25 protein-coding genes and 1 pseudogene are annotated in these 26,775 nt (G+C 40.4%); 16 read left to right on the top strand and 10 right to left on the bottom strand.

All coding sequences use genetic code 11. The annotated features are described in order from the left end of the window. Window positions 1-18: 18 nt before the first annotated feature. A complete protein-coding gene (locus QRD02_RS11545) occupies window positions 19-765 on the bottom strand; it encodes a lipopolysaccharide kinase InaA family protein (RefSeq protein ID WP_290255110.1) in 747 nt (248 codons plus the stop codon). 48 nt (window positions 766-813) lie between these two features. Here QRD02_RS11545 and QRD02_RS11540 point away from each other — a divergent pair, with 48 nt between their 5' ends. Continuing rightward, window positions 814-1,875 carry a glycosyltransferase family 9 protein gene (locus QRD02_RS11540; RefSeq protein ID WP_290255109.1) on the top strand — a complete coding sequence of 354 codons (1,062 nt, stop codon included), beginning with the start codon at window positions 814-816 and terminating at the stop codon, window positions 1,873-1,875. 6 nt (window positions 1,876-1,881) lie between these two features. Here QRD02_RS11540 and QRD02_RS11535 read toward each other — a convergent pair whose 3' ends face one another. Next, window positions 1,882-2,718: a glycosyltransferase family 2 protein gene (locus QRD02_RS11535; protein ID WP_353959580.1), complete on the bottom strand. Its 837-nt coding sequence runs from the start codon at window positions 2,716-2,718 to the stop codon at window positions 1,882-1,884. Window positions 2,719-2,748: 30 nt separating this feature from the next. Beyond that, window positions 2,749-3,567: pseudogene (locus tag QRD02_RS11530) on the bottom strand (glycosyltransferase family 2 protein); the annotation flags it as partial. Between the two features lie 99 nt (window positions 3,568-3,666). Between QRD02_RS11530 and QRD02_RS11525 the strand changes: the two are divergent. Next, the gene (locus tag QRD02_RS11525) at window positions 3,667-4,404 is read left to right on the top strand and encodes a glycosyltransferase family 2 protein (protein WP_290255108.1); all 738 of its coding nucleotides are present in this window, start codon (window positions 3,667-3,669) and stop codon (window positions 4,402-4,404) included. Window positions 4,405-4,438: 34 nt separating this feature from the next. Here QRD02_RS11525 and QRD02_RS11520 read toward each other — a convergent pair whose 3' ends face one another. Continuing rightward, a complete protein-coding gene (locus tag QRD02_RS11520; RefSeq protein ID WP_290255107.1) occupies window positions 4,439-5,143 on the bottom strand; it encodes a polysaccharide deacetylase family protein in 705 nt (234 codons plus the stop codon). A 59-nt stretch (window positions 5,144-5,202) separates the two neighbouring features. On the opposite strand from QRD02_RS11520, the gene QRD02_RS11515 reads away from it, so the two are divergent. After that, entirely contained in the window at window positions 5,203-5,964 is a 762-nt protein-coding gene (locus tag QRD02_RS11515; protein ID WP_290255106.1) for a glycosyltransferase family 2 protein, read from the top strand. Window positions 5,965-5,975: 11 nt separating this feature from the next. Here QRD02_RS11515 and QRD02_RS11510 read toward each other — a convergent pair whose 3' ends face one another. After that, a complete protein-coding gene (locus tag QRD02_RS11510) occupies window positions 5,976-6,764 on the bottom strand; it encodes a glycosyltransferase family 2 protein (RefSeq protein ID WP_290255105.1) in 789 nt (262 codons plus the stop codon). Continuing rightward, on the bottom strand, window positions 6,761-7,627 hold the full coding sequence (locus QRD02_RS11505) for a hypothetical protein (RefSeq protein WP_290255104.1): 867 nt from the start codon (window positions 7,625-7,627) through the stop codon (window positions 6,761-6,763). The genes QRD02_RS11510 and QRD02_RS11505 overlap by 4 nt, the downstream gene beginning before the upstream one ends. A 75-nt stretch (window positions 7,628-7,702) precedes the next feature. Between QRD02_RS11505 and QRD02_RS11500 the strand changes: the two genes are divergently transcribed. Next, a complete protein-coding gene (locus QRD02_RS11500; protein WP_290255103.1) occupies window positions 7,703-8,662 on the top strand; it encodes a WaaS/CpsH family glycosyltransferase in 960 nt (319 codons plus the stop codon). 2 nt (window positions 8,663-8,664) lie between these two features. Here the strand turns inward: QRD02_RS11500 and QRD02_RS11495 are convergent, their stop codons facing one another. Continuing rightward, entirely contained in the window at window positions 8,665-9,885 is a 1,221-nt protein-coding gene (locus QRD02_RS11495; RefSeq protein WP_290255102.1) for a glycosyltransferase, read from the bottom strand. 201 nt (window positions 9,886-10,086) lie between these two features. Between QRD02_RS11495 and QRD02_RS11490 the strand changes: the two genes are divergently transcribed. From QRD02_RS11490 to QRD02_RS11465, 6 genes are all read left to right on the top strand, one after another. Then, on the top strand, window positions 10,087-11,073 hold the full coding sequence (locus QRD02_RS11490; protein ID WP_290255101.1) for a glycosyltransferase: 987 nt from the start codon (window positions 10,087-10,089) through the stop codon (window positions 11,071-11,073). After that, window positions 11,073-11,633, top strand: coding sequence for an L-threonylcarbamoyladenylate synthase (locus tag QRD02_RS11485; RefSeq protein WP_290255100.1), 561 nt, complete (start codon window positions 11,073-11,075; stop codon window positions 11,631-11,633). Before QRD02_RS11490 ends, QRD02_RS11485 begins: the two co-directional genes overlap by 1 nt. A gap of 85 nt (window positions 11,634-11,718) precedes the next feature. Then, window positions 11,719-13,146, top strand: a complete 1,428-nt coding sequence (locus QRD02_RS11480; RefSeq protein ID WP_290255099.1) for a CCA tRNA nucleotidyltransferase — start codon at window positions 11,719-11,721, stop codon at window positions 13,144-13,146. Window positions 13,147-13,276: 130 nt separating this feature from the next. Beyond that, on the top strand, window positions 13,277-14,296 hold the full coding sequence (locus QRD02_RS11475; protein WP_290255098.1) for a COX15/CtaA family protein: 1,020 nt from the start codon (window positions 13,277-13,279) through the stop codon (window positions 14,294-14,296). 74 nt (window positions 14,297-14,370) lie between these two features. Further along, the gene (locus tag QRD02_RS11470) at window positions 14,371-14,886 is read left to right on the top strand and encodes an IS1096 element passenger TnpR family protein (protein ID WP_290255097.1); all 516 of its coding nucleotides are present in this window, start codon (window positions 14,371-14,373) and stop codon (window positions 14,884-14,886) included. A 155-nt stretch (window positions 14,887-15,041) separates the two neighbouring features. Next, window positions 15,042-16,100 (top strand): nucleoid-associated protein, encoded by a 1,059-nt coding sequence (locus QRD02_RS11465; RefSeq protein ID WP_290255096.1) that lies wholly within the window; start codon window positions 15,042-15,044, stop codon window positions 16,098-16,100. Window positions 16,101-16,153: 53 nt separating this feature from the next. Here the strand turns inward: QRD02_RS11465 and recQ are convergent, their stop codons facing one another. Beyond that, window positions 16,154-18,346, bottom strand: a complete 2,193-nt coding sequence (recQ, locus tag QRD02_RS11460) for a DNA helicase RecQ (protein WP_290255095.1) — start codon at window positions 18,344-18,346, stop codon at window positions 16,154-16,156. 203 nt (window positions 18,347-18,549) lie between these two features. Between recQ and QRD02_RS11455 the strand changes: the two genes are divergently transcribed. From QRD02_RS11455 to lptB, 4 genes are all read left to right on the top strand, one after another. After that, the gene (locus QRD02_RS11455; RefSeq protein ID WP_290255094.1) at window positions 18,550-19,515 is read left to right on the top strand and encodes a KpsF/GutQ family sugar-phosphate isomerase; all 966 of its coding nucleotides are present in this window, start codon (window positions 18,550-18,552) and stop codon (window positions 19,513-19,515) included. Next, window positions 19,515-20,339, top strand: coding sequence for a twin-arginine translocase subunit TatC (gene tatC, locus QRD02_RS11450; RefSeq protein WP_290255093.1), 825 nt, complete (start codon window positions 19,515-19,517; stop codon window positions 20,337-20,339). Before QRD02_RS11455 ends, tatC begins: the two co-directional genes overlap by 1 nt. Window positions 20,340-20,397: 58 nt before the next feature. Further along, window positions 20,398-20,748 carry a carboxymuconolactone decarboxylase family protein gene (locus QRD02_RS11445; protein WP_290255092.1) on the top strand — a complete coding sequence of 117 codons (351 nt, stop codon included), beginning with the start codon at window positions 20,398-20,400 and terminating at the stop codon, window positions 20,746-20,748. A gap of 127 nt (window positions 20,749-20,875) precedes the next feature. Further along, a complete protein-coding gene (lptB, locus tag QRD02_RS11440; RefSeq protein ID WP_290255091.1) occupies window positions 20,876-21,616 on the top strand; it encodes an LPS export ABC transporter ATP-binding protein in 741 nt (246 codons plus the stop codon). Window positions 21,617-21,652: 36 nt separating this feature from the next. On the opposite strand, the gene QRD02_RS11435 is transcribed toward lptB, so the two are convergent. Beyond that, window positions 21,653-22,423: a CDP-alcohol phosphatidyltransferase family protein gene (locus QRD02_RS11435; RefSeq protein WP_290255090.1), complete on the bottom strand. Its 771-nt coding sequence runs from the start codon at window positions 22,421-22,423 to the stop codon at window positions 21,653-21,655. A gap of 181 nt (window positions 22,424-22,604) precedes the next feature. Here QRD02_RS11435 and QRD02_RS11430 point away from each other — a divergent pair, with 181 nt between their 5' ends. After that, entirely contained in the window at window positions 22,605-23,672 is a 1,068-nt protein-coding gene (locus QRD02_RS11430) for a putative type IX sorting system protein PorV2 (protein ID WP_290255089.1), read from the top strand. A gap of 197 nt (window positions 23,673-23,869) precedes the next feature. After that, entirely contained in the window at window positions 23,870-25,051 is a 1,182-nt protein-coding gene (locus QRD02_RS11425; RefSeq protein WP_290255088.1) for a lipoprotein N-acyltransferase Lnb domain-containing protein, read from the top strand. Window positions 25,052-25,239: 188 nt separating this feature from the next. Here the strand turns inward: QRD02_RS11425 and QRD02_RS11420 are convergent, their stop codons facing one another. Further along, window positions 25,240-26,631: a sugar transferase gene (locus QRD02_RS11420; protein ID WP_290255087.1), complete on the bottom strand. Its 1,392-nt coding sequence runs from the start codon at window positions 26,629-26,631 to the stop codon at window positions 25,240-25,242. Window positions 26,632-26,775: the final 144 nt, after the last annotated feature.

Below are 26,775 nucleotides of genomic sequence, written 5' to 3'. Positions count from 1 at the left end.
TCTTATTTTTAACTAGCGTTACTTTCGCCTTCGCAATTTCTTACTATTAATTTTTTTCTGAAAAGCGCGACTGTGCTTCAACATAAGCGAATAGGTTTCCTCGAAACTTTTACCATAAAGCTGGGCATATTCGTGCGCCATGATTTTAACCATTGTTTTTGAGGGCCACAACCTGCGGAAATTGTGCATGCGCTGTTCAAAATCTAAACATTCAAATCGCATACGGTTCAGGTCTATTAAAAAGAAATCGTATTTATCATTTTCCTCTTCCACAATTAAAGTGTTTCCCGGCGAATGATCCAAAAAGTTTATTCCGTTCTCGTGAAGTTTAAACGTGAATTGCGTAAACTGCCTCAATATTTCTGTTCGCTTTTGAAATTGTGGATTATGGATTAGTTCGCGAAAATCAAAATCATAATTTATATGCTCGCTTATGTAAAAACTTTGCCGCAAACCAAACGAAAAAACTTCCAAATATGCTACTGGAAAAGGTGTCTTAACACCCAGGCCAATAAGTTTTGAGGCATATTCAAAGGAGCGCTTCGCCTTACTTTTTCGGATGAATTGGTACACCAATGCTTGAAACAAATTGGGCTGCTTAAATGCTTTTATATTGAAGGAAGTACCTTTTAACTGCACCATTTTTATAATGTTGCGCTCGCCCTGGGCTACATAATTTCCTTTTTCGGAAAAATTATGGAGGACCCCCTTTAACGTTTCGGCCAAGTGGGAATATTTTGGAGCAATAACAAAATTCTCGCGCATTTTTAAAAAAGATTCTTTTAAAAAAGGTATTTTGCGAAGGTAATCTTTATGAAGAAAATTCTTGTAATACAAAACAAAAGAATTGGCGACGTGCTAATAAGTTCTGTCATTGCCAACAATATAAAAAAAGTTTTTCCGCAGAGCCAAGTCACCTATTTTGTTTATGAATACACTGCGGGAGTCTTGGAAAACAACCCGAATATAGATCGGATTATAGCTGTCCGCGAAAAGGAACTGAAGAGTTATACCAAGCTTTTCCAAACTATTTCCAGAATAAAAAAGGAGGAATATGATATAATTTTCGATCCATATTCCAAATTGCAAAGTAGGCTAATCTGCCTTTTTTCCGGTGCAGAATATCGAATCGGTTTAAAACGCGCCCATAAGGATTTAAAACTTCCATTTTACACCCATCCCATCAGCCATTTGGAACTTCGCACCAAAAATTGCGGAAAAGCTATAGAAGATAGAATTAATATGATAGCCTCCGTTTTTGAACTGAAGGAACCGGAATATGCTCCAAAAATATTTCTTACAGCCGAAGAAAAACAATATGGCAGAACTGATTCCCTACAAAAACCGGTAATAATGTTAGGCATTTTGGGCAGCACGCCGCAAAAGTCCATGCCTCACGAATACATGGTTCAAATAATAAATTACATTACCCAAAACTATCGATGCACAGTGCTTTTCAATTATGCGCCAAATCAAAAGGCTGAAGCAGAAATGGTTTTTGAAATGTGCGAAAACAAAGACCAAATTAACATTGACCTGTATGAAGATTCCATTCGCGGGTTTATAAAATTGATGAACAAATGCGAGCTGTTGGTTTCCAATGAAGGGGGAAGCGTTCATATAGCCAAAGCTTTGAACAAACCAACTTTCACCATTTATTCACCATATGTAAACAAAGAACATTGGTGCAGTTTTGAGGATGGCGATCAGCACGATTCCATACATTTATTGGAGGAAAAACCCAATCTTTTCAGCAGTTTTACTTTGGAGGAAAGAAGAAATATTGAAGAAGATCCCAATTCGCTTTACAACCAACTGACACCCGAAATGATTCTTTCAAAACTCAAGCCGTTCTTAGCGCATCATTTGGGGTAATTTCTTTTAAATATTCACATTTTCATCACTTGCAACCGGCAACGGATTTTTCGATTTTACAATTCCAAATTCGGTCCAAACACGTCTTTCCTGTTTCGTGACTTTTCGGATGGCCTTGTTTTTTACAAACATTTGCTTCGTCACATAACCGCGTTCGTGATCTAAGTGCAGGGTTACGGTGCTATATCTTATTTGTTGTGGCTTAATGCCGTAGTTCATCAACCGCTCCCCCATTTCACGATCCTCGCCGCCATATTGCATGCGCTCGTCAAAACCGTTTACGGCCAGAACGTCCTTGCGCCAGCCCGAAGCATTGTTTCCGTCCCAAGTGGCGCTTGTTGGGGTGAAAGTATTCAAAAAATCTTCCTTAAACCCATACGATGTCAATTTGTTGATCTTAAAAGTTTTTTTCAGTCCGTGTTTTAAGAGCCATTTCGCATTGAAACAGCGCTGGGTTTCAATATCATCCTTAGTTATCTGTTTGGAAATTTTCATAGAAAGTTTAAAATATCCTGCGGACAAAAAACAGCCGGGGCGGCTAAGGCCCAAATGTGTAGAGACCAAATCATTCCGAGGGATGCAATCGCCATCGGTGAAAATCAGATATTCCCCTTTGGAAGCAACAATGGCCTTGTTGAGGATTTTCGTTTTTTGAAACCCATGGTCTTCCTGCCAAACGTGGGTTATTTTCAATGACGATTTTTCCTTAAAATAATCTATGAGCTCTTTCGTTTCTATGGTAGAGCCGTCATCGGCAATGATTATTTCAAAATTCTTTTCAAGTTGCTGCTCAAAACCCCAAAGTGCTTTTTGTAGCCACTCGGGCTGATTATAAGTACTCACAATTACGGAAACGAAAGGTACATTTATGGCATTTTTCACGATTCCAAAGGGAGTCCATTTCTTTTTTTGGTTTCGCGTTTGTTTCCGAATTGCTAAATTTTTTTCAATGGATTGTTGATTTTTGTAACCTCGTGGATGGTCCAGATGCAGCACCACCGCATTGTAGCGAATTTGCTTGCTTTGAATTCCCAAATTTATCAATCTTTCACCAAGTTCGCGGTCCTGCCCACCGTATTGCATGCGCTCATCAAATCCATTTATGGCAATTATATCCTTCTTCCAGCCGGATGCGTTATGGCCATTCCAACTGGCATTTGTGGTTGTAAAGGCATTCAAAAGCGAAGCCTTTAGCTGGCCCGACCGTAGCTTATTATTTTTGAAGGAATATTTCAGGCCGTGTTCCTTCAACCATTTCACATTGAAACATTTTTCCGAATAAATATCTTCCTTGCTAATTTCTTTGGAAATGTCCATCGGCAACATAAAATAGCCGCCTGATAGAAAAAACCCTTCCTCCCTGTATTTTACGTGCTGCTCTACAAAATCCTTCCGCGGAATGCAGTCGCCATCACTCATAATAATATATTCGGTACCGCATTGTTGAATAGCCTTGTTAAGAATCTGAGATTTCTGAAAACCTTTATCCTCATGCCACACGTGAACAATGGAATAAAAAACCTCTTCTTGCATCCTTTTGAGCAACTGCCGCGTTTCATCTGTGGAACCATCATCGGCGATTATCACCTCAAATTGTCTATAGGTTTGGTTGTTGTAACCGTAAAGAACTTTTTCCAGCCATTCAGCGGAATTGTAGGTACTAATAATTATGGAAGTGTCCAGTTGCTTCATCTGTGCAAAGATATAGTTATTTGCGGAGTTGGCTCAAGAAACAAAAAGTTGTAATTTCGAAATGAATAACAATTTTCCTTTTGTTCAAGCTAAATTAAAATGCCGAAACTAACCGTAATTATACCCACCTTCAACGAAGAAGCATTTATTGAGGACGCGCTTTTTTCCGTCCGTTTTGCAGATGAAGTTATTGTGGTAGATTCTTTCAGCACAGACAGAACATCGGAAATAGCAAAAAAATATGCAACAAAATTTCTACAACGTGAGTTCGATAATTTTTCCAACCAAAAAAACTTCGCATTAGCGGAAGCCACGGGCGATTGGGTGCTGTTTGTTGATGCGGACGAACGCGTTACGCATTCCTTGGAAAACGAAATAAAGGAAACGCTGCAAAAACCACGGCACGGTGGCTACAAAATAAATTTTCCACATTTTTATATGAATCGGTTTCTATACAATCACAGTGATGACGTGCTACGGTTGGTGAAACGAGATGGTGCACATTTTTCCGGTGCGGTCCACGAAAAGCTGCAATGCGTTGGCAGTATTGGGAAACTGAAAAATAAAATGCTGCATTTTACTTATAAAGGATTGGATAGCTATATTTCCAAAAAGGAAAGTTATGCTTGGTTTCAGGCGCAACAATTATTTGACAAAGGCAAAAAGGCCACATGGCTCCACCTAATTTTTAAACCTACCTATAGGTTTTTCCGATCCTTCATTCTAAAAGGCGGATTTCGGGATGGGGTGCCGGGAATGACCGTTGCTGCCGTAAATGCTTATGGTGTTTTTGAACGGTACGTGAAGTTGATGCTTCTTCATCGAGGAATGAAGTGATTAAAATATAGCGAAAGCTTAATTAAAAAGAAAACTAGAAAAGTTTCCCAAATTTAATTTTCTGTCTAAACGTTAACAATGAAAATTCTCCTTTCACGTCAATTCTTTCAATTTCGTAAGGTTTTTTGAAGGGAAAATTATTGATTCTATTCCCTATTCGAAGGCCATATTCAATTTTATTTTGGGAAAGCAGATTTTTGAAAATGCCGTTTCGGGTTTTCTCCTTCGGAAATTTACCGAAGGGATAGGCCAAAACGGGCGCAAAATTCAATTCCATTTCTGAAACAAATTCCATGCATCGTCGTGTATCAGCTTCAATTTCGGCATTGGAAAGTTCCGTATATTTTTTGTGATAATAGGAATGAAAACCAAGTTCGAACAATTGCGGATCTAAGGATTTTAATTGTTCAATTCTCATTATTTCCAAGGAAGTTGTATTCCAACTATCCGTTTTTCCCAAAAAATTTAAGGGCACAAAAAAGGTTGCCTTCAATTTGTATTTTTTAAGCAATGGCATGGCCAAATTCAATTGGCTCACATAGCCATCGTCAAAAGTAATTACAATATTTTTGCCCTTGGGCAACTCTTTTAGCTGCAGCAATTCCTTAAAATGAAAGGTTTTATAACCACTCTCGGCCAAATATTTAAACTGTTTTTCAAGTTTTTCCACGGAAATAGTCAGGCCTTTTCCGGCGTGCTCGGTAATGTGATGGTACATTAAAATCGGGAGCTTCGTCATAGCGCATTTCAAATTTATACATGTAAAATTATTACTTTTACGCAAACTACCGCCCATTTTTGGAAAACCCCGCAAAAATCACCGCTATAGCCATTACGCTGAACGAAGCGCAGAATATTGAGGCTTATATTGAGAGTCTTTGGTTTGCCGATGAAATTGTTATAGTTGATTCCTTCAGTAGCGATGACACCGTCGTTTTAGCTTCAAAACAGCCCAAGGTTCGGGTTTTGCAACGCAGTTTCGACAATTTTTCATCGCAAAAGAATTTCGCGATTGCGCAAGCCAAAAATACTTGGGTCACCTTTTTTGACTTGGATGAAACCATAACGCCCCAACTGGCCGAAGAAATTGTGGAAAAAAGCAAAAACTCAACCGCGGTTGCCTTTTTTGTGAAACGGGATTTCTATTTTATGGGTAAACGTATTCGCTATAGTGGTCTGCAGAATGATTACGTGGTTCGTTTTTTCAATAAAAATCATTGCCGGTACAATGAAAACTTGGTGCACGAAACGCTGGAAGTAAACGGCAGGAGTGAAAATTTAAAGAATTCCCTGCCGCATCACACCTATAAATCCTTTGACGCATATACCGCAAAGGCACATCAATATAGCGCCCTGCAGGCCGAAATGCGCTACAAAAAAGGAGAGAAACCAAATTATTACCACTTCCTTTTCCGGCCATTTTACCGCTTTTTGAATCAGTTCGTTTTCCGCTTGGGTTTTTTGGATGGAAAAGAAGGTTTTATTCTGGCTTATGTAAGCGCCTTTTCCGTATTCAAGAGATATGTGAATCTATGGCTTTTATATCGAAAAATAGAATAGTTCAAATTGAACTAAGCCAAATATTTATCAATTCCGTTTTCGCACCATTTGCTCTTTTCCACGACCACTTTTTCTTGCAGGGTATCGTTGATTTTGAACCTACTTTGGTCCTTCACTTTGTGCCAAATGTGGTAAATAATTCCCCGGTATCGCAGTCTTCTGCCCAAAACTCCGTTATGCATCATCCGTATTATCAATTCTGAATCTTCGCGGCCCCAGCCTTCAAATTCTTCATTGTAACCATTTACGGCGATCACATCTTTCTTCCAAAAAGAAACGTTACAACCGCGCATTTTTTCGGAAACTGCCGACGTGGTTTTATATAGGTTCCCCAAAACGGGAACGCGCAGATTTCGAGTTCGTTTTTTAATGCCTCTATCAAAAAATCCGAATGTTATTTTTTGTGCGGAAAACAATTTCGGAAGAAATTCCTCCTGAATATTCACCCGGCTCCCAAAAAGATATACGTTTGGCAGCGCCAGCGCTTTGTGGTCCCGCACAAAATCCTTGTGCATAATGCAATCTCCGTCCACTTGAATTATATAATCGCCCTTCGCGGCGGCAATGGCTTTGTTTAAAATAATTGCCTTTCGGAAACCTTTGTCCTCGTGCCAAAAATGCCGAATGGGAACCACTAATTTTTTTTGAAAATCATTGATTAGTTCTCTTGTTTCAACCGTAGAGCCATCATCCGCAATTAAGATTTCTTCAGGCTGTACGGTTTGATTCTGCACACTCAAAAGCACCAATTCCAAGGCTTCCACCCAATTGTATGTTGAGATCAACAACGAAGTTTTCATTTAAAAAGATGTTTAAAAAATTGTCCAATATTTTTTTTGAATAGAAAAAATGACGAAGGATGCAATTCTGGTTTTGCATTTAACTTCTTCTTTATTTCATCCATATTTTTTGATTCAATAAAATCCAAAGTTTTCCAACCTTCGGGCTGCAAATAGAAAAAATCCTGCATTTCCTTATAGTTTTCCTTATTTACGGAACGCCATTTTGCGACATATTCTTCAATATCAAAATCTTTGGAATGGCCCCAATTGGTGAGCTTTGTCATCAAATCTGATTCGCTCCGCGAGATGCATTCGTGCATCAAAAGGGTATCCGTATAGATAATCCGTTTTCGGTTTTGGCGTGCGAAAGTGTACTTCGGATAATTGGTGGCCAACAAAACTTTGGTTGGGTTGTCCACGTAAAGCAGGCCATCCTCGGTGTACTTATACATATTTATAAGGAATCCGGCAATTTGGACCGGTGTTTTTTCGGGTTTTTTTAGAAACCCGTCGTATTTCCGTAGGGTTTTTACAAACCCTTTGAAATCGATAAAATATTCATCGGCATCCACCTGCACGAGCCAATTGCCAATCCCCATTTTTTCTGAAAGCATAGTGCGTTCACGGGTATCGTTTTCAATAGCGGAAAGTTCGGGAATATAGAAATCATCCTTATAAATCTGGATTTTCTTTTCAGTATCGAATTTGTGCAACCAATCATAAAATGACGGTGAAACCTCAAATTTTTCGCCGGACCAAGTTCGATATTCCAGATCTTCCGCTATAAAAATGGCATCCGCGTCCTTATAAACCGGAGGAATTGCCTTTTTCAGATTTTCATAATCATACGAAAGCAAAAAACCGACATGAATTTTTTTCATTCCAAGAATTTTTTTTCAAATATACGGTTTCAGCAATAACTGTTTAAATTATCTATTTTTACCGAAATAACGCTTATGAAAATTTGCCTAATAAGTTTTGATTTCTGGAATTATGACCACCACATTGTCAATGCGCTCCAAAAAAAGGGAATTAAGGCACACCACATCAACCTGCGGCATTATAGGCATCATTACCCCTCCATTTTTCACAGAATTGGCAATTTTTTTGGGAAGCTTCTTTTTAATAAAAATGCCAAAAAAACCAAGCGTGAGGATTATATTTTAAAGGAGCTGGCTGTTTTGGGCCAACAGGATCGAATTCTAATTATCAATCCGGAAATAATTACAATCGCCACCCATAAAAAAATTAAAAACTTCACCAATAGCTATATTGCCTATTTGTATGATAGCAGTAAACGCCGTCCGATTGCACATTTATTGGAAGCAAACATTTTTGACACCGTTTTTTCTTTTGATCCCGAGGATGTTGAAACCTATAACCTAAAACCGCTAACCAACTATATTTATTTTCACAAGCATCCATTGACCCCAATGGGAGAAACGGAATATGATTGTTTCACTATAAGCTATTTGGATGAAAGGTTGGAAACTATGAATAGGATTGCGGCAATTTTAAAGGGGAAGCAATTGAATTCCCACTTTATAGTTGTTGGCAAAAACGAACCGGCCGGCATTCATCCCGATATAATTTTTACAGAGGAAAGGCAAAATCAGGAACAGGTGCATGAAAATATAAAAAAATCAATAGCCGTTTTGGATTTGCTGCGGGATGATCAAGCGGGCTTAAGTTTTCGAATTTTTGAAGCAATGGGCTTTCAGAAAAAAATTATAACTTCAAATGAATACGTGAAGGAATTCGACTTTTACAATCCTGAGAATATTTTAGTCATAAATCCAGAGAAACCGGAGATTCCAACTAGTTTTTTTGAATCACCATATGTTCCAATTCCGCAGGAAATTTATCGCAAATATACATTGGAAGGTTGGGTGGAACAGGTTTTTAGAATCCAGTAAAACTAGCTAAGGATTTTTAGTATGTTCGCCTCAATGTTGCTTATGGAAAAGGGTTCCAGCACTTTTTCAGAATTTCCGCTTACCTCAGTCCACAAAACCTCATTGGTATAGAGCGCGATAATTTTTTCGGCAAAAGCCTGCGGATCGGCCATTGGCGCAACCATTGAATTTTTAAATGGGGAAAAGTTGAAACCTTCGGCACCAATTTCAGTGGTTACCAATGGAAGCCCAAACTCCAGACTCTGTCCTATTTTTCCCTTTATACCAGCCCCGAAGGCCAAGGGAGCGACAAATAGTTTTGCACTGTTAAAATATTCGGATATATCATCCACGAAACCGTGTACCCTAAAATTTTCTGAATTAAGGTCCAAAATTTCCCGGGGAGCATAACTTCCAATTATTTCCATTTTCAGCAATGGCAACTTCTCCCGAAGAATGGGAAGTATTTTATGGTAAAGATATTGTACCGCATCCAAATTGGGAGTATGTATAAAACTGCCGATAAACAAAAGGTTCTGGCGCTGTTGGAAATTCTTAAAACCAGGATTATTTACTTTAAATTGATGAACATTGCCCACCACCTGCATTTCGGTTTTGCTTTTAAGTAAAGGCTGCAGTTCCTTTTTGTCCTCCTCGGTTATGGGCACTACCACGTTGGCCCTTTCAGCATTTTGAAGTTCCATTTTTAAGTATCGGCTCATTGCCTCTTTCGTTTTTGGATCTCCGTTTTGTTGCCATTCCCTTTTAAACCGTAGATAATGAAAATCCACCATATCGAAAATCAATTTTGCTTTGGAATATTTTGTTACCAAGCTATAATACTTGTGAAAAATATCTGGCCTGTGGAGCCACGCAAATTGAATATAAGGCCCGATTAATTGGATAAACCTTTCCCTGTCAATCAAATTATTATTGGAATCCAAAACGGGCTGATACACCACCGCACCCATTGTTCGGTAGGTTTCGACGTATTCATATTTAAACCGATATTCTTTTGTATCAGCCAACAAAAAAACATTGAAACCGCGCTTGAGCATAATTTCAATAATAAGAAACAAACGCCGTGAACCAGAATCCCGGTCATATTCAGGAATAATTGAATCTATAATGAGAACGCCCTTTTTTGTCTTATCGAAATTGGAGAAATCAAAATAAATGGCATCCTTACGCAATTTCTTTAGGAGCTTTCGTTTTCTGATATAATGCTTAAGATTTTTATACATCCGTTAAATTTGTTGGTAAAGCTACAAAACTGATCATAAGGTTTGGACAGATTCTAGGCAGGTTGTCCAATGAGAAATCAGGCTTTATATAGCGCAACTGGAATTTTTTGAACCTACCTTTGCCTTTTTTAGTGCTAAAAATAAACTAATTTTAAAGTTAAATAAGCATCGGGGAACGTCGAGTCCTCTTTAAAAACAACTATGCACATTTTAATTGTTGATTGGTCCGGCCCCATTCCAGCCCTCAAATATGGAGGCACGGAACGCGTAATTTGGGGTCTCGGAAAATATCTTTACGAGCTTGGCCATAGCGTTACGTTTTTAGTGCCCGACGGTTTTACCGGCGATTTTGCCAAAAGCATCCCTTTGGACCAAACCAAGGATTTGAACAGTCAGATACCAGATTATGTGGACCTTGTGCATTTCAATTATCCGCCACGGCAACCCATCAACAAACCCTATATTATTACCATGCACGGCAATCCGAAACCGGACGAAGAGATCGATAAAAACACCGTATTCATTTCGAGAAACCAAGCAGCCCGTTATAATTCCAATGTTTTTGTGCACAACGGCCTGTATTGGGATGATTACGGCCAGCCGAATTTGGAAAATGACCGGCGCTATTTTCACTTTTTAGGGAAGGTTTCTCGCCGGGTAAAAAATGTTTTTGGCGCAGCAAGAATTGTTTCCAAAGCCAATGGAAAACTGCTGATAATGGGCGGCGACCGATGGACATTTCGGAATATTACCCGCGGTTGGCGCTATATTTTTAATCCGAAAATAATGTTTTTGGGAATGTTGGACGATGCCGAAAAAATGAAAATTATGGAGAAATCCAAGGCCTTGGTTTTTCCCGTGGAATGGCATGAGCCGTTTGGCTTAGTGATTATTGAAAGCCTGTATGCGGGCTGCTCGGTTTTTTGCACTACGAATGGATCGCTGCCAGAACTTTTGATTCCGGAAGTGGGGCTGGCATCCAACGATTCCGAAGAACTGGCCGCGGCCATTCGCAATTTTAGGTACAACCCAACAAAATGCCATGAGTATGCAAGGGATCAATTCAATGCAAAAAAAATGACTTTTGAATATCTTAAAATATATGAAAAGGTAATCGCCGGCGAAAATCTTCATTCCCAAAAACCAACCTTCCTACCGGCGGAAAATAATATTAAAATGTTATCATAATGAAAGAAGAAATAGAGAATGCATATGCAGTTTTAAAAAGAGGTGGCACAATACTTTATCCCACTGATACCGTTTGGGGTATAGGTTGCGACGCCACCAATCCTGAAGCTGTGGACAAAGTTTATAACTTAAAAAAACGAAGCGATACGAAATCCATGATTTGTTTGGTGAGTGATTTCAAAATGTTAAATGAATATGTTGAAAACGTGCCGGAAGTGGCTTATGATATATTGAAATATGCCAAAAAACCGACCACAATTATTTATGATGATCCCATTCGCGTTGCCGAAAACATCATTGCCGAGGACAATTCATTAGCCATTCGAGTAACAAAGGATGAATTCTGCAAAAAACTATTGCAGAAATTCCGCAGGCCGCTGGTTTCCACTTCCGCAAATATTTCCGGGGAACAAACCCCAAAAAGCTTTACCGAAATAGACCCTTTAATTTTGGAAGGCGTGGACTATATTGTAAATTTGCAGCGCGACAAAAAATCGGGCAAACCTTCGTCCATTATTAAGTTGAAAAACGATGGATCGGTGAAGGTGATTAGGCAATAAGATTTGGCATTTAGCCTTAAGTTATTGGCTATTTGCAAAAACAAATTGATTCAATGTTTTTGACTGTTCGAGTTGAAAAAAATTAATGACGAAACAAACCTACATATCAGCTCTTAAAAATCCCGTTTTCAGAACAATTTCCAAGGCTTCTTCAAATCTTAAGCTTGAATGCTATGTGATTGGCGGCTACGTCCGCGATTTTATATTGGACCGCGGCGAAGCAAAGGATATTGACATAGTTGCCGTTGGAAGTGGCATTGATCTAGCCGAGGAAGTATCTCGGTTATTGCCCGGCAAACCTAAAGTGAGCATCTTTAAAACCTACGGAACCGCAATGCTAAAAAGCGGCGGTATTGAGCTCGAATTTGTAGGAGCACGTAAGGAATCCTATTCTGAAGAAAGCCGAAATCCGGCAGTGGAAAACGGCACTTTGGAGGATGACCAAAACCGCAGGGATTTCACCATAAATGCCTTGGCACTGAGCCTAAACGAAGAAAACTTCGGAACTATGCTGGATCCATTCAATGGAATTGAGGATTTGCAAAAAAAGATAATCCGCACGCCATTAGATCCAAACATTACCTTTAGCGATGACCCCCTACGGATGTTACGCGCCATTCGCTTCGCAACCCAATTGAATTTCAATATTGAAAAAAAATCCCTTGAGGCAATTGAAAGAAACGCTCAGCGAATAAAAATAATTACCAATGAACGCGTGGTGGACGAGCTGAATAAAATACTCCTCTCCGAAGTTCCCTCGATGGGATTTTCCCTATTGCACAAAACCGGTTTATTGCCCTTCATTTTGCCCGAATTGGTTGCCTTACAAGGCATAGATGAAAAGGAAGGCCAAACCCACAAAGATAATTTTTGGCACACCTTGGAAGTGGTGGACAACATATCACGAACCACGGACGACCTTTGGTTGCGGTGGGCAGCGTTACTTCACGATATTGGCAAGGCACCCACAAAGCGCTTCGATAAAAAGTTGGGGTGGACGTTTCATGCACACGAATTTGTGGGCTCGAAAATGGTATTTAAACTTTTCAAAAGGTTAAAATTGCCATTAAACGACAAGATGAAATTCGTGCAAAAAATGGTATTGATGAGTTCGCGCCCAATTGTTTTGGCAAGTGAGGTAACGGACAGTGCAGTACGGCGATTAATTTTTGACGCCGGCGAACATGTGGAAGCATTAATGACCCTCTGCGAAGCGGATATCACAACAAAGAATCCGAAAAAATTTAATAAATACCACGCCAATTTTCAACTGGTGCGTGACAAAATTGTGGAGGTTGAGGAGCGCGACCATGTCAGAAACTTTCAGCCCCCCGTGAGCGGTGAGGAAATTATGGAAACCTTCAACTTAAAACCCTCGCGTGAAATCGGGATTATCAAGGACGCAATAAAGGAAGCTATTCTTGAAGGGGAAATTCCCAATGAATATGAAGCCGCGCACAAATTTATGCTTCAGAAAGGAGCAGCTATCGGCTTGAAGGCTGAAAAGAAATAAAAATAGCTACAGCGTGAAGGGTTGTTTTTAGTGAAAAAGGATGGAAAAAAGCAATTTTAACATTAAATAATTTTGCGAGCTCGAAGTCAAAAAAGGACTGCAAATTCGCCTATAAAAAACCGAATTATCCGTGGCAAACAAGGACAATAAAAACGTAATTTACTGGCTCTTAACGGGCTGTTTCCTTATTTTTATTATGGTTGTAGTTGGTGGGATTACCCGCCTAACCCATTCGGGACTATCCATTTCCAGCTATAAATTGATTTCCGGAACCATCCCACCCCTTAATGAAGCGGAATGGATTGCCGAATTTGAGCATTATAAACAGTTTCCGGAATATCAAAAGCTGCACAATCATTTTGATCTGGAGGATTTTAAGGATATTTATTTTTGGGAATACATCCACAGGGTGCTGGGCCGGTTGTTGGGAATTGTTTTCATCATTCCGTTTTTTTATTTTCTTCTTAAAAAACAACTGAGCAAACCAACAATAAAAAAGGCGATAATACTGCTTTTTCTTGGCGGTTTCCAGGGATTTTTAGGTTGGTATATGGTGAAAAGCGGCTTGATTGATAGGCCAAGCGTAAGCCACTATCGGCTAGCCATGCACTTGACCACGGCCTTTATAACTTTTGCCTATACTTTTTGGGTAGCGCTGGATTTGTGGTATCCCGTCAAAAAAGAAATCAACAAATATATCCGAAACATCATTCGTGTGGCAATGGCGGTGCTGCTCATCCAAATTGTGTGGGGCGCATTTGTTGCGGGCCTTGATGCGGGTTGGATCCACAACAATTGGCCATTTATGAACGAAGGTAAATTGATGCACGAAACTGTATATACCGAACAGGTTCCCATGTGGAAAAACTTTGTGGAAGGCAAAAGTGGAGTACAATTCATCCATAGATATATGGCCTATGCGGTGGTAGGAATTATATTCTTTATTTGGTACAAGACCCGAAACCTGCAGCTCACTGCCCCGCAAAAGAACGGGATCAATCTGCTCCTGGTTTTGGTTTTGGCCCAATTTATTCTTGGTGTTTTCACACTGCTCTTCCAGGTGCCGGTGGTTTTAGGTGTTTTACACCAAGTAACTGCCTTTTTTCTTTTGGCTTCCTTGACATACGTTTTGCATCGGTTTTCAAGATAAGTTATAACCAAAACTGCCATCCGTAACCAAATACTATTTACTTTTCAATAACTTTGCATACTTAATTCAACAAAATGATTTACCGTTTCAGAATAATTCTTGATACCTACGAAGATGTTTTCCGCGATATAGAAATTGAGCCTTCGGCTACTTTGGAGGATTTTCACAACGCCATAACCCAAGCCTTCGGTTTCGATGGGCAGGATATGGCTTCCTTTTATACTACAAATGAACTGTGGGAAGAAGATGAGGAAATTTCTCTTTTTGACATAAGCGACGGAATGGACGGCGCCCGAAATATGGCGGAAACCAACATAGAAGACGTTGTGGATATAGAAAATACCCGCCTATTGTACGTGTACGATTTTTTAAATATGTGGACATTTATGGTTGAACTTGCCGATATAGCAGAGGCCCAGGCCGGAATGCTTTATCCAAATTTGATGTATTCCCACGGACAAATTCCCGACGAAGCACCCGAAAAAGAATTTACCTCAGAACCCATTGAAGGAGAAGAGGATTTTGATGAGGATTTTGATCTTGACCCAGAGGATTATGACAGTCTTGATTTTGACGAAAACTGGAATTAAAATAGATTTTGGTTTTTAGGTTTTAGGCCAAAGTTTAAAGCTTATCGCTCATAATCCCGAGTCGCTTCATCCTAAAACCTTAACAAGCCTCATACCCCAACCCAGAACCTACATCCGAAAAAACATATCCACCACATTAACTCATAACATATTTTATGATCAATCTTTTCAGTGCCCACATAGCATCCCTTTCCATTCACCGCGTGGGCAATAAAAGCCGCAACGAAGCTATTTTTCTTTCTGCGGAACCTTATAAAATGGACGACGAAATAACGCCATTGTTGAAAGAATTCTTTTTGAAACCTTTCAGGGAGAAAGAAGAGAATTATTTTCACTTTTCACACGAGGCCGATTTGGAGTTTCACGAGCTTTTCAATGCAAGCTCTAAGATTTTTGACAACCCACAGCAGATCCATGACGAAAGCCGGAAAATTGCTTCCTATCTATACAACCAGTCCGAGCACCCCCATATAAAAAGCGGCGAGGTGTATATTGGTTACCTTGAAAATGTACAGTTGGACAACGTAAAGATGGATGCCATTGGGATTTTTAAAAGTGAACTAAAGCAAGATTTTCTCCAATTTGCCGAAGAAGGAAATCAGTTGGAAGCCTTGTTGCAGCACGGGGTTAGTTTGAACAAATTGGACAAGGGTTGCCTGATTTTCAATTCGCAGAAGGATGAGGGTTATAAAATTCTTTCGGTGGACAGCAACCGCTATGACGCCAGGTATTGGTTGGAAAGTTTTTTAGGGGTTGAAGCGCTAGCCGATGACAATTTCTACACAAAAAAATATTTAAAGTTCTGCCAGGATTTTGCGAAGGATGTGGTACTGCCTGCGGAAGACAAAAAACAGGAGGTAATGTTTATGAACCGTGCGGTGAACCATTTTGCCAAAAACGACAATTTTGAGGAAACTGCTTTTATGAACGAAGTAATCGACAATCCGGATTTATTGCCGGAATTCCGCCATTACAAAAGTGAAAAGGCACCCAAATACAGCATTGAGGATTTAACCACTTTTCCCATAGCAAATACTGCAGTGACCGCTGCCCGCAAGAAAATCAAGAATGTAATTAACTTGGATACGAATATTCAAATTAAATTGGACTTCATCAATCCGGAAAGTGCAGAAAAATTTGTCGAAAAAGGTTGGGATGAGGAAAAGCAGATGTACTATTATTTGGTCTATTTCAATAAGGAACAGAAAAGTTAACTGGCCCTGTTCAGCGACGGATGGCAATTTTAATAATTACTGATTACTGATCATTAATTTCCAACCTCGCTGATGAATTTAATTCGGTATAGGCGCAATTCCTCTTCGTCATAATCGCCGTCAAACTCTTCCATTGCCTCTTCTATTTTATCGGTTTTGGCTTCCAGGAAATAGTCGTGTATTTCTTCCTGTTGGTCTTCGTCCAGCACCTCATCTATCCAATAATTTATATTAAGCTTGGTGCCACTATAAACTATAGCTTCCATTTCCTTTATAAAATCGGGCATTTCAAGCCCCTTGGCATTTGCAATATCAGGAAGGGCCAACTTCCTATCAACATTTTGGATAATATATAATTTGAGGGCGCTATTGCTTCCCGTGGATTTCACAATAAAATCATCCGGGCGAATTATATCGTTTTCTTCAACATAATTTTGGATGAGTTCCAAAAATGGTTTCCCATATTTCTTTGCCTTTCCCTCACCCACTCCGTGTACATTGGCAAGTTCATCAATAGTTACCGGATATTTAAGGGCCATGTCCTCCAGGGAAGGTTCCTGAAAAATTACAAAGGGAGGCAGATCCAAATCGTGCGCCACCTTTTTTAGTTCAGCCTTTAAAAGCTTAAATAGGTTTTCATCTGCCGCTTCGCCACCTTTTGCCGCGCCCACAATAAGATCATCATTGGCATCCTTAAAGGAGTGGTCCTCAGTCATCATAAAAGAGGTGGGTGATTGGATAAAGTCCTTACCCGCCTGCGTTAAATGGATTACGCCATAGGTTTCGATATCTTTTTTTAAATAGCCGGCCACCAACAATTGGCGCAAAAGAGCCATCCAATAAGCAGCATCGTTATTCTCGCCAGAACCGAAATATTCCTGGTCATCGGTTCGGTGGGATTTTATGAGCGCATTCACCTTACCGATAAGTACGTTTACAATTTCCTTGCTTTTGTATTGCTGGTGGGTTCTTAAAACTACCTCCAATAATAACTTGGCATCGTCCTTCGCCTCATGTTTCTTTTTTGGATGCCTCATATTGTCGTCCATCATTCCGCCCTCACCTGTTTCGTTATCAAATTCCTCCCCAAAATAATGGAGGATGAATTTTCTGCGGGAAATTGATGTTTCGGCAAAGGCAACCACTTCCTGCAAAAGAGCATGGCCAATTTCCTGTTCAGCCACGGGCTTGCCGCTCATAAATTTCTCAAGTTTTTCAACATCCTTATAGCTGTAAAAAGCCAAACAATGACCTTCACCGCCATCCCTTCCGGCACGGCCGGTCTCTTGGTAATAACTTTCAATGCTCTTTGGAATGTCATTATGGATCACAAAACGCACGTCCGGTTTGTCTATTCCCATCCCAAAGGCGATGGTGGCTACCACCACATCAACATCCTCCATAAGAAACATGTCCTGGTGTTTTACCCGGGTCTTACTGTCCAACCCGGCGTGGTATGGCACTGCTTTTATACCGTTTACTTGTAATGCCTGGGCGAGCTCTTCCACCCTTTTGCGGCTAAGGCAATAGATGATGCCACTTTTGCCTTCATTCTGCTTTACGAAACGGATGATATCCGAATCCACATTTTTGGTTTTCGGCCTAATTTCATAATAAAGATTGGGGCGGTTAAAGGAGGCCTTAAAGGTTTTGGCCTGCTGCATATTGAGGTTTTTCAGAATATCCTCCTGCACCTTGGGGGTGGCGGTTGCGGTGAGCCCAATTATTGGAATGTCGTTCCCGATGCGTTGAATAATGCTTTTTAAATTACGGTATTCGGGCCTAAAATCGTGCCCCCACTCGCTTATGCAATGGGCCTCATCTATGGCCATAAATGAGATTTTTTGTGATTGGAGAAAGTTAACGTACTCTTCCTTGGTAAGGGATTCCGGTGCAACATAGAGCAATTTTGTTACTCCATTGGCAATATCCATCTTCACGCGTTTAACTTCAGTTTTGTTGAGGGAGGAATTCAGGACGTGTGCAATTCCTTCTTCGGAAGAAAGGGCCCGAAGGGCGTCCACTTGATTTTTCATTAGTGCGATAAGAGGAGAAACCACTATTGCCGTTCCTTCCTGCATTAGTGCCGGAAGCTGGTAACATAGGGACTTTCCGCCGCCCGTGGGCATTACCACGAACGTGTTGTTACCGTTGAGGATGCTTTTTACCACTTCCTCCTGCAGACCCTTGAAACGGGTAAATCCAAAATATTTCTTTAGAGCTGCATAAATGTCAATATCTGCCACGCTTCTTTAATTTTAATAGGTAATTCAGTTTTAGCCAACAATACATTGTTTTACAGATTAACAATTGTAATTTTGCAACCGTAGAAAGCTAACTGCATCTTAAAGGAAAAAGTATCAAAATTTAAGATTTCTGAATTTATTTAATTCTATTCTAAATATACTAATTTCTGATACAGTTACAAACATTCAAAAGCATTAAAATTTTGAACAAGCCAGAAAGAATTATTTCCGTAGCGAAAAATACTATAGAAACTGAGAGCAAAGCCATTGCGAACTTGGCACATTTGGTAGATGAGGAATTTGCAGGTGCGGTTGACTATATTTACCATTCCAAAGGAAGGGTGATCGTGACGGGAATTGGCAAAAGTGCCAACATTGCCACCAAAATCGTGGCAACATTAAACTCCACCGGCACCCCCGCAATATTTATGCATGCCGCCGATGCCATTCATGGGGATTTGGGGACCATCCAACAAAACGATACTGTTATCTGCATTTCAAAAAGCGGCAACACTCCAGAAATTAAGGTTTTGGTTCCCTTGATAAAAGCGGTTGATAACAAATTGATTGCCATTACCGGCACCCGCGATTCCTTTTTGGGGCAACAGGCAGATTTTGTTTTAAACGCCTATGTTGAAAAAGAAGCGTGCCCCAACAATCTGGCGCCCACTACCAGTACCACTGCCCAATTGGTTATTGGCGATGCCTTGGCAATGTGCCTGCTGGACCTACGCGGATTTAGTAGCAAGGATTTTGCGAAATTCCATCCGGGCGGTTCCTTGGGAAAAAAACTATATTTGAGGGTGAGCAATCTTACTTCCCTTAATGAAAAACCACAAGTTAGCCCAGACACTGACGTTAAGAAGGTGATAGTGGAAATTTCTGAAAAAATGCTTGGCGTTACCGCCGTTGTTGAAGATGATAAAATTGTAGGGATCATAACCGATGGCGATTTACGACGGATGTTGACCAGAACGGATAGTTTTGCAGGACTAACGGCCAAGGACATTATGACTCGCAACCCAAAGAGAATAGCCAACAATGCCATGGCTGTTGAGGCTATGGAAATGATGGACAACTTCGGGATAACCCAAATCCTTGCCGAAGAAAAAGGAAAATATTCTGGCGTGGTGCATATCCATAACCTTACCAAAGAAGGCATAATTTAATGAAGAAAAAAGCTTCCCCCGAAAAAGAAATGTCCTTTTTGGACCATTTGGAAGAGCTGCGCTGGCACCTTATCCGCTCCACACTGGCAGTATTAATTTTAGGCGTTGTTGCCTTTATATTCAAGGATTTCATTTTTGATACGCTTATTTTCGGTCCCAAACGATCCAATTTTCCTACCTATAGAATGTTTTGTGACATTTCCCGTTCCTTAGGAATGGACACCTTTTGTTTTCAGGAGATGCCCTTTAGAATTCAAAGTAGAACTATGGCCGGACAGTTCTCGGCCCATATGTGGACTTCAATATATGCCGGGATTATTGTAGCCTTTCCATATATCCTTTACGAATTTTGGAAATTTATCAGTCCAGGCCTGAAGGAGAATGAGCGCAGCTCCAGCCGCGGTTTTATTTTAATTGCATCCATTCTATTTTTCTTGGGTGTGCTTTTCGGATATTATCTTATTACGCCACTATCCATCAACTTTTTGGGGAATTATCAAGTGAGCAAGGAGGTATTCAACGACTTTGACTTGGATAGCTATATTTCCTTGGTGAGAACCTCCGTGCTGGCTTGTGGTATTGTTTTTGAACTGCCAATATTAATGTACATTCTCACAAAAATAGGGGTGGTAACTCCGGAAAGTCTTCGGAAATATCGAAAATTTGCGTTGATTATAATTCTAATCCTTTCCGCAATAATTACGCCTCCGGATATTGTGAGCCAGATTATCGTGGCCGTTCCCATACTTATTCTTTATGAAGTAAGTATTTATATATCAAAAATTGTGGTCAAAAATCAGAAGAAAGCAGAAAGCCTTAAATAGTTGATGGTTGATGGTTGAAGGTTGAAGGTTTATTTCTCAAAAATAATATATTATAAAAATGGAAAACAACATAGTTTCGGAATTTAATGCCTATCGCGAGAAGATGAACGAGAAAATGCTGGATGACAATAACAAGATCATAAAGCGTATATTCAATCTGGACACCAATGCCTATATGGAAGGCGTGCTCCCGAAGAAAACGAAGGAACTTTTGGGCCTTGGCAATTCATTGGTGCTGCGATGTGATGATTGCGTGCGCTACCATTTGGAGGAATGCCACAAACTGGGCCTGACCAAAGAGGAAGTTGTTGAAGGAATGAGCATTTCCTTACTAATTGGGGGCACCATTGTTATTCCACATTTGCGCAGGGCCTTTGAATATTGGGAAGCTTTGGAGGTTAATGGTTGAGGGCTCGTGGTTGATGGATGGTGATTCTTGGCGATTACAATTTGAAACTTGATCCTTTAGTTCCGAAACCTATAATCGATAAAATGAATATATTCGTAGTAAGCATGTGTTGCCGAAAAACAAATAAATGAAGCTAAAAGCCGAAAATTTAATGAAATCCTATAAAGGCCGAAAGGTTGTAAAAGGTATTTCCGTGGAAGTGAACCAAGGTGAAATTGTTGGACTTTTGGGTCCCAACGGGGCGGGAAAAACCACTTCCTTCTATATGATTGTTGGTCTTATAAAACCCAACGGGGGTCAGATTTTTTTGGAAGGAACGGAAATCACAAAATACCCAATGTATAAACGGGCGCAAAACGGTATCGGCTATTTGGCGCAGGAAGCTTCCGTTTTTAGGAAATTGAGCGTGGAAGACAATATTTTAAGCGTTTTGCAGCTCACAAAGCTTTCAAAAAAAGAACAACGGACAAAAATGGAATCCCTTATTGAGGAATTCGGTTTGGGGCATATCCGCAAAAACAGAGGCGACCTTTTGAGCGGCGGGGAAAGAAGACGAACCGAAATAGCCCGTGCCCTGGCCACCGATCCTCATTTCATTCTTTTGGACGAGCCCTTCGCAGGGGTTGATCCCGTTGCCGTGGAAGATATTCAGCGCATCGTGGCACAACTTAAAAATAAAAACATCGGGATTCTTATTACCGACCATAATGTTCAGGAAACCCTGGCAATTACTGACAGAACCTACTTAATGTTCGAAGGCAGCATCTTAAAACACGGAATTCCTGAAGAACTTGCTGCGGATGAAATGGTAAGAAAAGTTTATCTGGGGCAGAATTTTGAACTTCGAAAGAAGAAGTTGGAATTTTAATTATTTTAACCCCTTTACAAATGTTTTCTTCCGAAATCATTTATGAGCTTGACGTGGTTTCTTCTGTTGTGGCCTTTTCCAAATTGATGACAGCAATATATATATCAAAATAATAAATGGTATTGCCAAAAACTTCAGCAGTATTAAAAGCACCACGCAAAGTATTAAAAACACGTAACGCAAGGCATTGCTCTTAAAATCCCATGTTTTAAACTTTAAGGCGAAAAGGGGGATTTCGGCATTTAGCAGAATACAGCTTAGCAAGGTTATACTTATCAAAAACCATTGGTTTAAAATAATGGTTTCGGCCAATTCCGAAAATTGAAATTGTAAGATTAACGGTAAGCTTAAAATTAATAAGGCATTTGCGGGTGTGGGTAAGCCGATGAAGCCCGAAGTTTGCCGAGTATCAACGTTGAATTTTGCCAAACGATAAGCCGAGGCAACTACTATCAGCAAACCGAATAAAGGCATATAGCTTTGCAGGCCCACATTCCACCCGTCCACGGAAAATGTGTCGGTTAATGTTTGCGGTTGATGGAAATAGGAAAGATTGAACATTTGATACATCACCACCCCCGGCGCTACGCCACTCGTAATTACATCGGCCAGGGAATCGAGCTGCAATCCCACGTCGCTCTGCGCTTTTAGCAATCTTGCAGCAAGGCCATCAAAAAAATCGAAGAAAATTCCGAGGAAAACAAAGAACGACGCGGTAATCAAGTCGCCCGAAACGGCGAAAAGCACAGCCACACACCCACAAAGAATGTTTAGGGAGGTGATGATGTTTGGAATTTGTTTTTGCATATTAAAAAGGTGGTTTCGACATCGCTGGACTTGTCAAAATCTTGTCCATTTTGTTGATTAATAAACTTTCCTGTAAAAATAGGAAAGTATTTTCGTCCAATGCCATCAATACACAATATGTGCATAAATTTAAAGTTTAGTATTTTGTAAAATAGTGTCATATTTGTCCAAATTTTTAAGATTGAAAGAGAAACTTCTCCTGCTTTTACTTATTTTTTCAGCCACATTGGGGGCACAGACCGTTCGAAAATATTCCAACGAATTTATGAACATAGGCGTGGATGCCGCAGCTTTTGGGATGAGCAATGCCGTGGTAGCCTCTTCTGCCGATGTGAATTCTGGCTATTGGAATCCTGCAGGTTTGGCAAATATTGAAGACAAGCAGATTTCCCTGATGCACGCTTCCTATTTTGCGAATATTGCCAATTATGATTACGCGGCTTTCGCAATGCCCTTGGACGACCGGAGCGCTGTTGGGCTTTCCGTAATCCGCTTTGGGGTGGATGATATTTTGAACACTACCCAATTGATTGATGACGAAGGCAACATCTATTACGATAGGATCAGTAAATTTTCAACCGCAGATTATGGCTTTACTTTTTCATACGCCCGTCGGCTTCCGCTGGACGGCTTAAACTATGGCGTGAACGCAAAGGTAATCCGTCGTGTTATTGGCGATTTTGCCTCCTCCTGGGGTTTTGGGTTGGATGCGGCAATCCAGTTTAGAACCGACAAATGGATGTTCGGCGTTATGGCGCGGGACATAACAACTACTTTCAACGCGTGGAGCATTGATGAAGAAAAGTTTGCTGAAATTCAAGGCGCCGTGGATGGGCAAAATCAGGAACTGCCCGAGACCACCGAAATCACCATACCTAAATTACAACTGGGGATGGCGCGAAAATTTGTTTATCGCTATGATTTTTCATTACTGGCAGAGGTAGATCTGAATTTCAGATTTGCGCAAACCAATGATATTATCTCAACTTCCTTCGCCAGCATCACCCCTTCCCTGGGACTAGAATTTGCTTATATCGATATGGTATATGTACGCGGTGGCGTGGGGAATTTTCAAAACATAAAGCAATTGGACGGCGCGGATGCCGTAGGGTTTCAACCAAACATTGGGGTTGGGTTTAGATATAAAGGAATTCAAGTGGATTATGCGCTTACCGATATTGGCGACCAAAGTGCAGCGCTATACTCCAATGTGTTTTCGTTGAAGCTGGATTGGGAGATTTTTAGGTAGTCTGTCGTTGGTTGCAGGCTCCGCGATGCAGGTTGCGGGTTACAAGTTGCGGGTTGTTGGTTATGAGGTTTGAAGTTGGGGTCTGGAAGAATAGAAGATAGAGAACAGAGAGTTGAGAACTGAGAACTGAGAATTAAATTCCGAATTATACACACAAACCCACTGCACACATTTCAATAGATTAAAATTAAGTTTCCGTGAAAAAAAATTACATTCTTCTCTTTCTTTTGCTAATAACTATTGCGGTTAAAGCGCAATATGTTTCTTTATCCGAAAATTCTGAAATAAGCATTTTGACCATTGGTCCGGGGGCTGAGCTTTATGACAAATTTGGGCACAGCGCCTTTCGTATTAAGGATTCGCTCAGCGGGGTAGATGTGGTTTTTAATTATGGGGTGTACGACTTCAACACGCCAAATTTCTATACTAAGTTTGCACAGGGAAAGCTACTTTATCAATTAGGGGTGAGTTATTACCAACCTTTCTTTGAAAGCTATGTTGCCCAAAATCGATGGATCAAGGAACAAACACTGAATCTTACCGAGGAGGAGAAGGATGCGGTTTCAGATTTTCTGTGGAATAACGCCCAGCCCGAAAACAAGAAATATAAGTATGATTTCTTTTATGACAATTGTGCCACCAAAATCCGTGATGTAATTCAGGAGGTTTTGGGGAAAGATTTGGAATTCAAGGAAGACCATATAAAAGAACAGTTTACATTCCGTGAGCTTATACAGAAAAATTTAGTAGCCAATAGCTGGGGAAGCCTTGGAATAGATGTGGCGCTTGGCGCAGTTATAGACCGGAAGGCGAAACCAATTGAATATCAATTTCTGCCCGACTATGTTTTTAAGGGAGCTGCAAATGCAGTAATTCACAGAGACAGCCAAAGTGTGCCATTGGTGAAGGAAACAAAAGTTCTCTATGAAAATACCCCCCATCCCCCATCGGGAAACTTTTTATTGAGTCCGCTTTTTATTTTTGGGATTTTGGGATTGACGGTAATATTTGTAACCTATCGCGATTATAAAAAAGGGTCGCGAAGTAGGTTTCTCGATGCCGCCATATTATTTACTACTGGGTTAATTGGTATATTTCTGCTATTGCTCTGGTTCGCAACCGACCATACCGCTACGGCCAATAATTACAACCTATTGTGGGCATTTCCTATTTCCATACTCGTTTTTTGGGCAATTGGGCAGAAGAATGTTTCCCCCAAGCTGAAACGTTATTCGCTGTTATTATTTCTTCTATTAATTCTTTTGACCATACATTGGATTACGGGAGTACAGGTTTTTGCTTTGGCTTTGTTGCCTTTATTAGTTGGTTTGGGGGTGCGGTATGTTTTCTTGATGGGATTTATTGGAAGGACGGAATGACATCCCTCCCCCTGTCCCTCCCTTCTAAGGGAGGGGGGTTATTTTTTATTATTTTTTTGGAGAGTAGAATTTGATTTTATACAATGGTAATCTAATTCTGAATTACCGAATTTAGTACTTAATGACCGGCATTATTGCACGGGAAAAAGTTTGTCGTTGCAATTTATTAATCCAGATGGATTTCTAAATCACTGACCTCTAAAGAAAATTATTGTGCTTAGTGTTTTTATTATTATTGTTATGTCGAGAAAAAGACTTCTGTGCTTGATGTAATATAGGTCATATTGAAGCTTTTCAAGGGAATCTTCATCACTGGAGCCGTATTTGGCGTTTACCTGTGCCCATCCGGTGACGCCTGGCTTCACCAGGTGCCGCACTTCATAAAATGGTATTTTTTCTTTTAAATCCTCCACAAATTCAGGGCGTTCCGGCCTTGGCCCTATTACGCTCATTTCGCCCTTTAAGACATTGATAAACTGCGGGATTTCATCAAAGCGGGATTTCCGCAGGAAGCGACCAAATTTTGTTACGCGGCTGTCCCTTGCTTCCGCAAACTGCGCCCCATTCTTTTCGGCATTCCTTACCATACTTCGCAGTTTGTATATCCTGAAATACTTCCCGTTCTTCCCTACCCTGGTCTGGCTGTAAAAGAAGGGGCCACGGTTCGCGAGTAGATTCCCGATTAAAAGAAATGGCACAAGCATCATCCCAAAAGCAAGACCCAGCACCGAAAAGAAAAGATCCAAAATTCTATTAAAAAAAAGATAGAGCTTGTTTTGGTTGCTTCGGCTAAAGGGGAAATATCTATAAAAATCCTTTTCTACGTGCTTCACCGGAATCCGGTGCGTCAGCTCCTCATAAACCTGGGTGTATTCCCTAATGGGAATGCCCTGTTCCAAAAGTTTGATGAGCTGATTGTTCAATTCCACCGTCATTCCTTCGGAAAGAGGGGTGCCTACCACAATTTCAGAAATTGTGGTTTCCTCAGTAAGCAGGCCAATGTCCGAGATTGATATGGCATCTATTTCCAGGGTATTGATAATAGTGCCGTCATTAGGACCTGTGTTGAAATATCCGATTACCCGATAATTCGGATCCGATTTTTGAAGGGAAGCCACAATGCCTTCCACATCGGAACCGTGTGCAATCAGAAGTACCCTTTTATAAAATCGGGGGGCTGAAACAAGCACAATATACGCATACCGCCAAGCCAGCATGGCCACATTTATGGCCAAGAAGAAATAGACAATCTGTAAACGGTTGGATGGCAGCATGGGGGTGTAAAACGGCGTGAGCAAATAGAATAGCACCGTTACAGAAGAAGTGATGATTACATTTTTTACGACCACATCAAACTTGCTAGCTTTTTGGAGATTGTAAAGTTCGAAAATAGTGGCAAAAATGGTAAGATATAAAGCCAATACAATAGACCACACCCAGTGCTGTGAGTTGATTTTGAAATAATCAAAATTGAAGACGATGCCCACCATGTAGAGCAATGATAACACCGAAACTATGTCCAAAATACGAAGAAGTATCTTTCTTTCGGAAATATCAAAATGGATGCTGGATTTGGGCATTGGTTGTTGGTTGTTGGTTGTTGGGTTATTTGGTTATTTGGTTATTTGATTATTGGTTATTGGTTATTGGGTATTGGTTATTGGGTATTTGATTATTGGTTATTTGATTATTGATTATTGGTTATTGGTTATTGGTTATTGGTT

Origin of the sequence: Aequorivita aurantiaca, from assembly GCF_030410135.1 — a bacterium.
Classification (GTDB): Bacteria; Bacteroidota; Bacteroidia; order Flavobacteriales; family Flavobacteriaceae; genus Aequorivita; species Aequorivita aurantiaca.
This window is presented reverse-complemented; position numbering and strand designations above follow the sequence as displayed.

Coding starts and splice junctions, on each gene's coding strand:
- QRD02_RS11465 (WP_290255096.1), top strand. CDS start 15,042: ATGATCAATCTTTTCAGTGCCCACATAGCATCCCTTTCCATTCACCGC.
- QRD02_RS11505 (WP_290255104.1), bottom strand. CDS start 7,627: ATGAAAAAAATTCATGTCGGTTTTTTGCTTTCGTATGATTATGAAAAT.
- QRD02_RS11485 (WP_290255100.1), top strand. CDS start 11,073: ATGAAAGAAGAAATAGAGAATGCATATGCAGTTTTAAAAAGAGGTGGC.
- QRD02_RS11470 (WP_290255097.1), top strand. CDS start 14,371: ATGATTTACCGTTTCAGAATAATTCTTGATACCTACGAAGATGTTTTC.
- QRD02_RS11490 (WP_290255101.1), top strand. CDS start 10,087: ATGCACATTTTAATTGTTGATTGGTCCGGCCCCATTCCAGCCCTCAAA.
- lptB (WP_290255091.1), top strand. CDS start 20,876: ATGAAGCTAAAAGCCGAAAATTTAATGAAATCCTATAAAGGCCGAAAG.
- tatC (WP_290255093.1), top strand. CDS start 19,515: ATGAAGAAAAAAGCTTCCCCCGAAAAAGAAATGTCCTTTTTGGACCAT.
- QRD02_RS11510 (WP_290255105.1), bottom strand. CDS start 6,764: ATGAAAACTTCGTTGTTGATCTCAACATACAATTGGGTGGAAGCCTTG.
- QRD02_RS11545 (WP_290255110.1), bottom strand. CDS start 765: ATGCGCGAGAATTTTGTTATTGCTCCAAAATATTCCCACTTGGCCGAA.
- QRD02_RS11500 (WP_290255103.1), top strand. CDS start 7,703: ATGAAAATTTGCCTAATAAGTTTTGATTTCTGGAATTATGACCACCAC.
- QRD02_RS11445 (WP_290255092.1), top strand. CDS start 20,398: ATGGAAAACAACATAGTTTCGGAATTTAATGCCTATCGCGAGAAGATG.
- QRD02_RS11435 (WP_290255090.1), bottom strand. CDS start 22,423: ATGCAAAAACAAATTCCAAACATCATCACCTCCCTAAACATTCTTTGT.
- QRD02_RS11420 (WP_290255087.1), bottom strand. CDS start 26,631: ATGCCCAAATCCAGCATCCATTTTGATATTTCCGAAAGAAAGATACTT.
- QRD02_RS11480 (WP_290255099.1), top strand. CDS start 11,719: ATGACGAAACAAACCTACATATCAGCTCTTAAAAATCCCGTTTTCAGA.
- QRD02_RS11520 (WP_290255107.1), bottom strand. CDS start 5,143: ATGACGAAGCTCCCGATTTTAATGTACCATCACATTACCGAGCACGCC.
- QRD02_RS11525 (WP_290255108.1), top strand. CDS start 3,667: ATGCCGAAACTAACCGTAATTATACCCACCTTCAACGAAGAAGCATTT.
- QRD02_RS11540 (WP_290255109.1), top strand. CDS start 814: ATGAAGAAAATTCTTGTAATACAAAACAAAAGAATTGGCGACGTGCTA.
- QRD02_RS11495 (WP_290255102.1), bottom strand. CDS start 9,885: ATGTATAAAAATCTTAAGCATTATATCAGAAAACGAAAGCTCCTAAAG.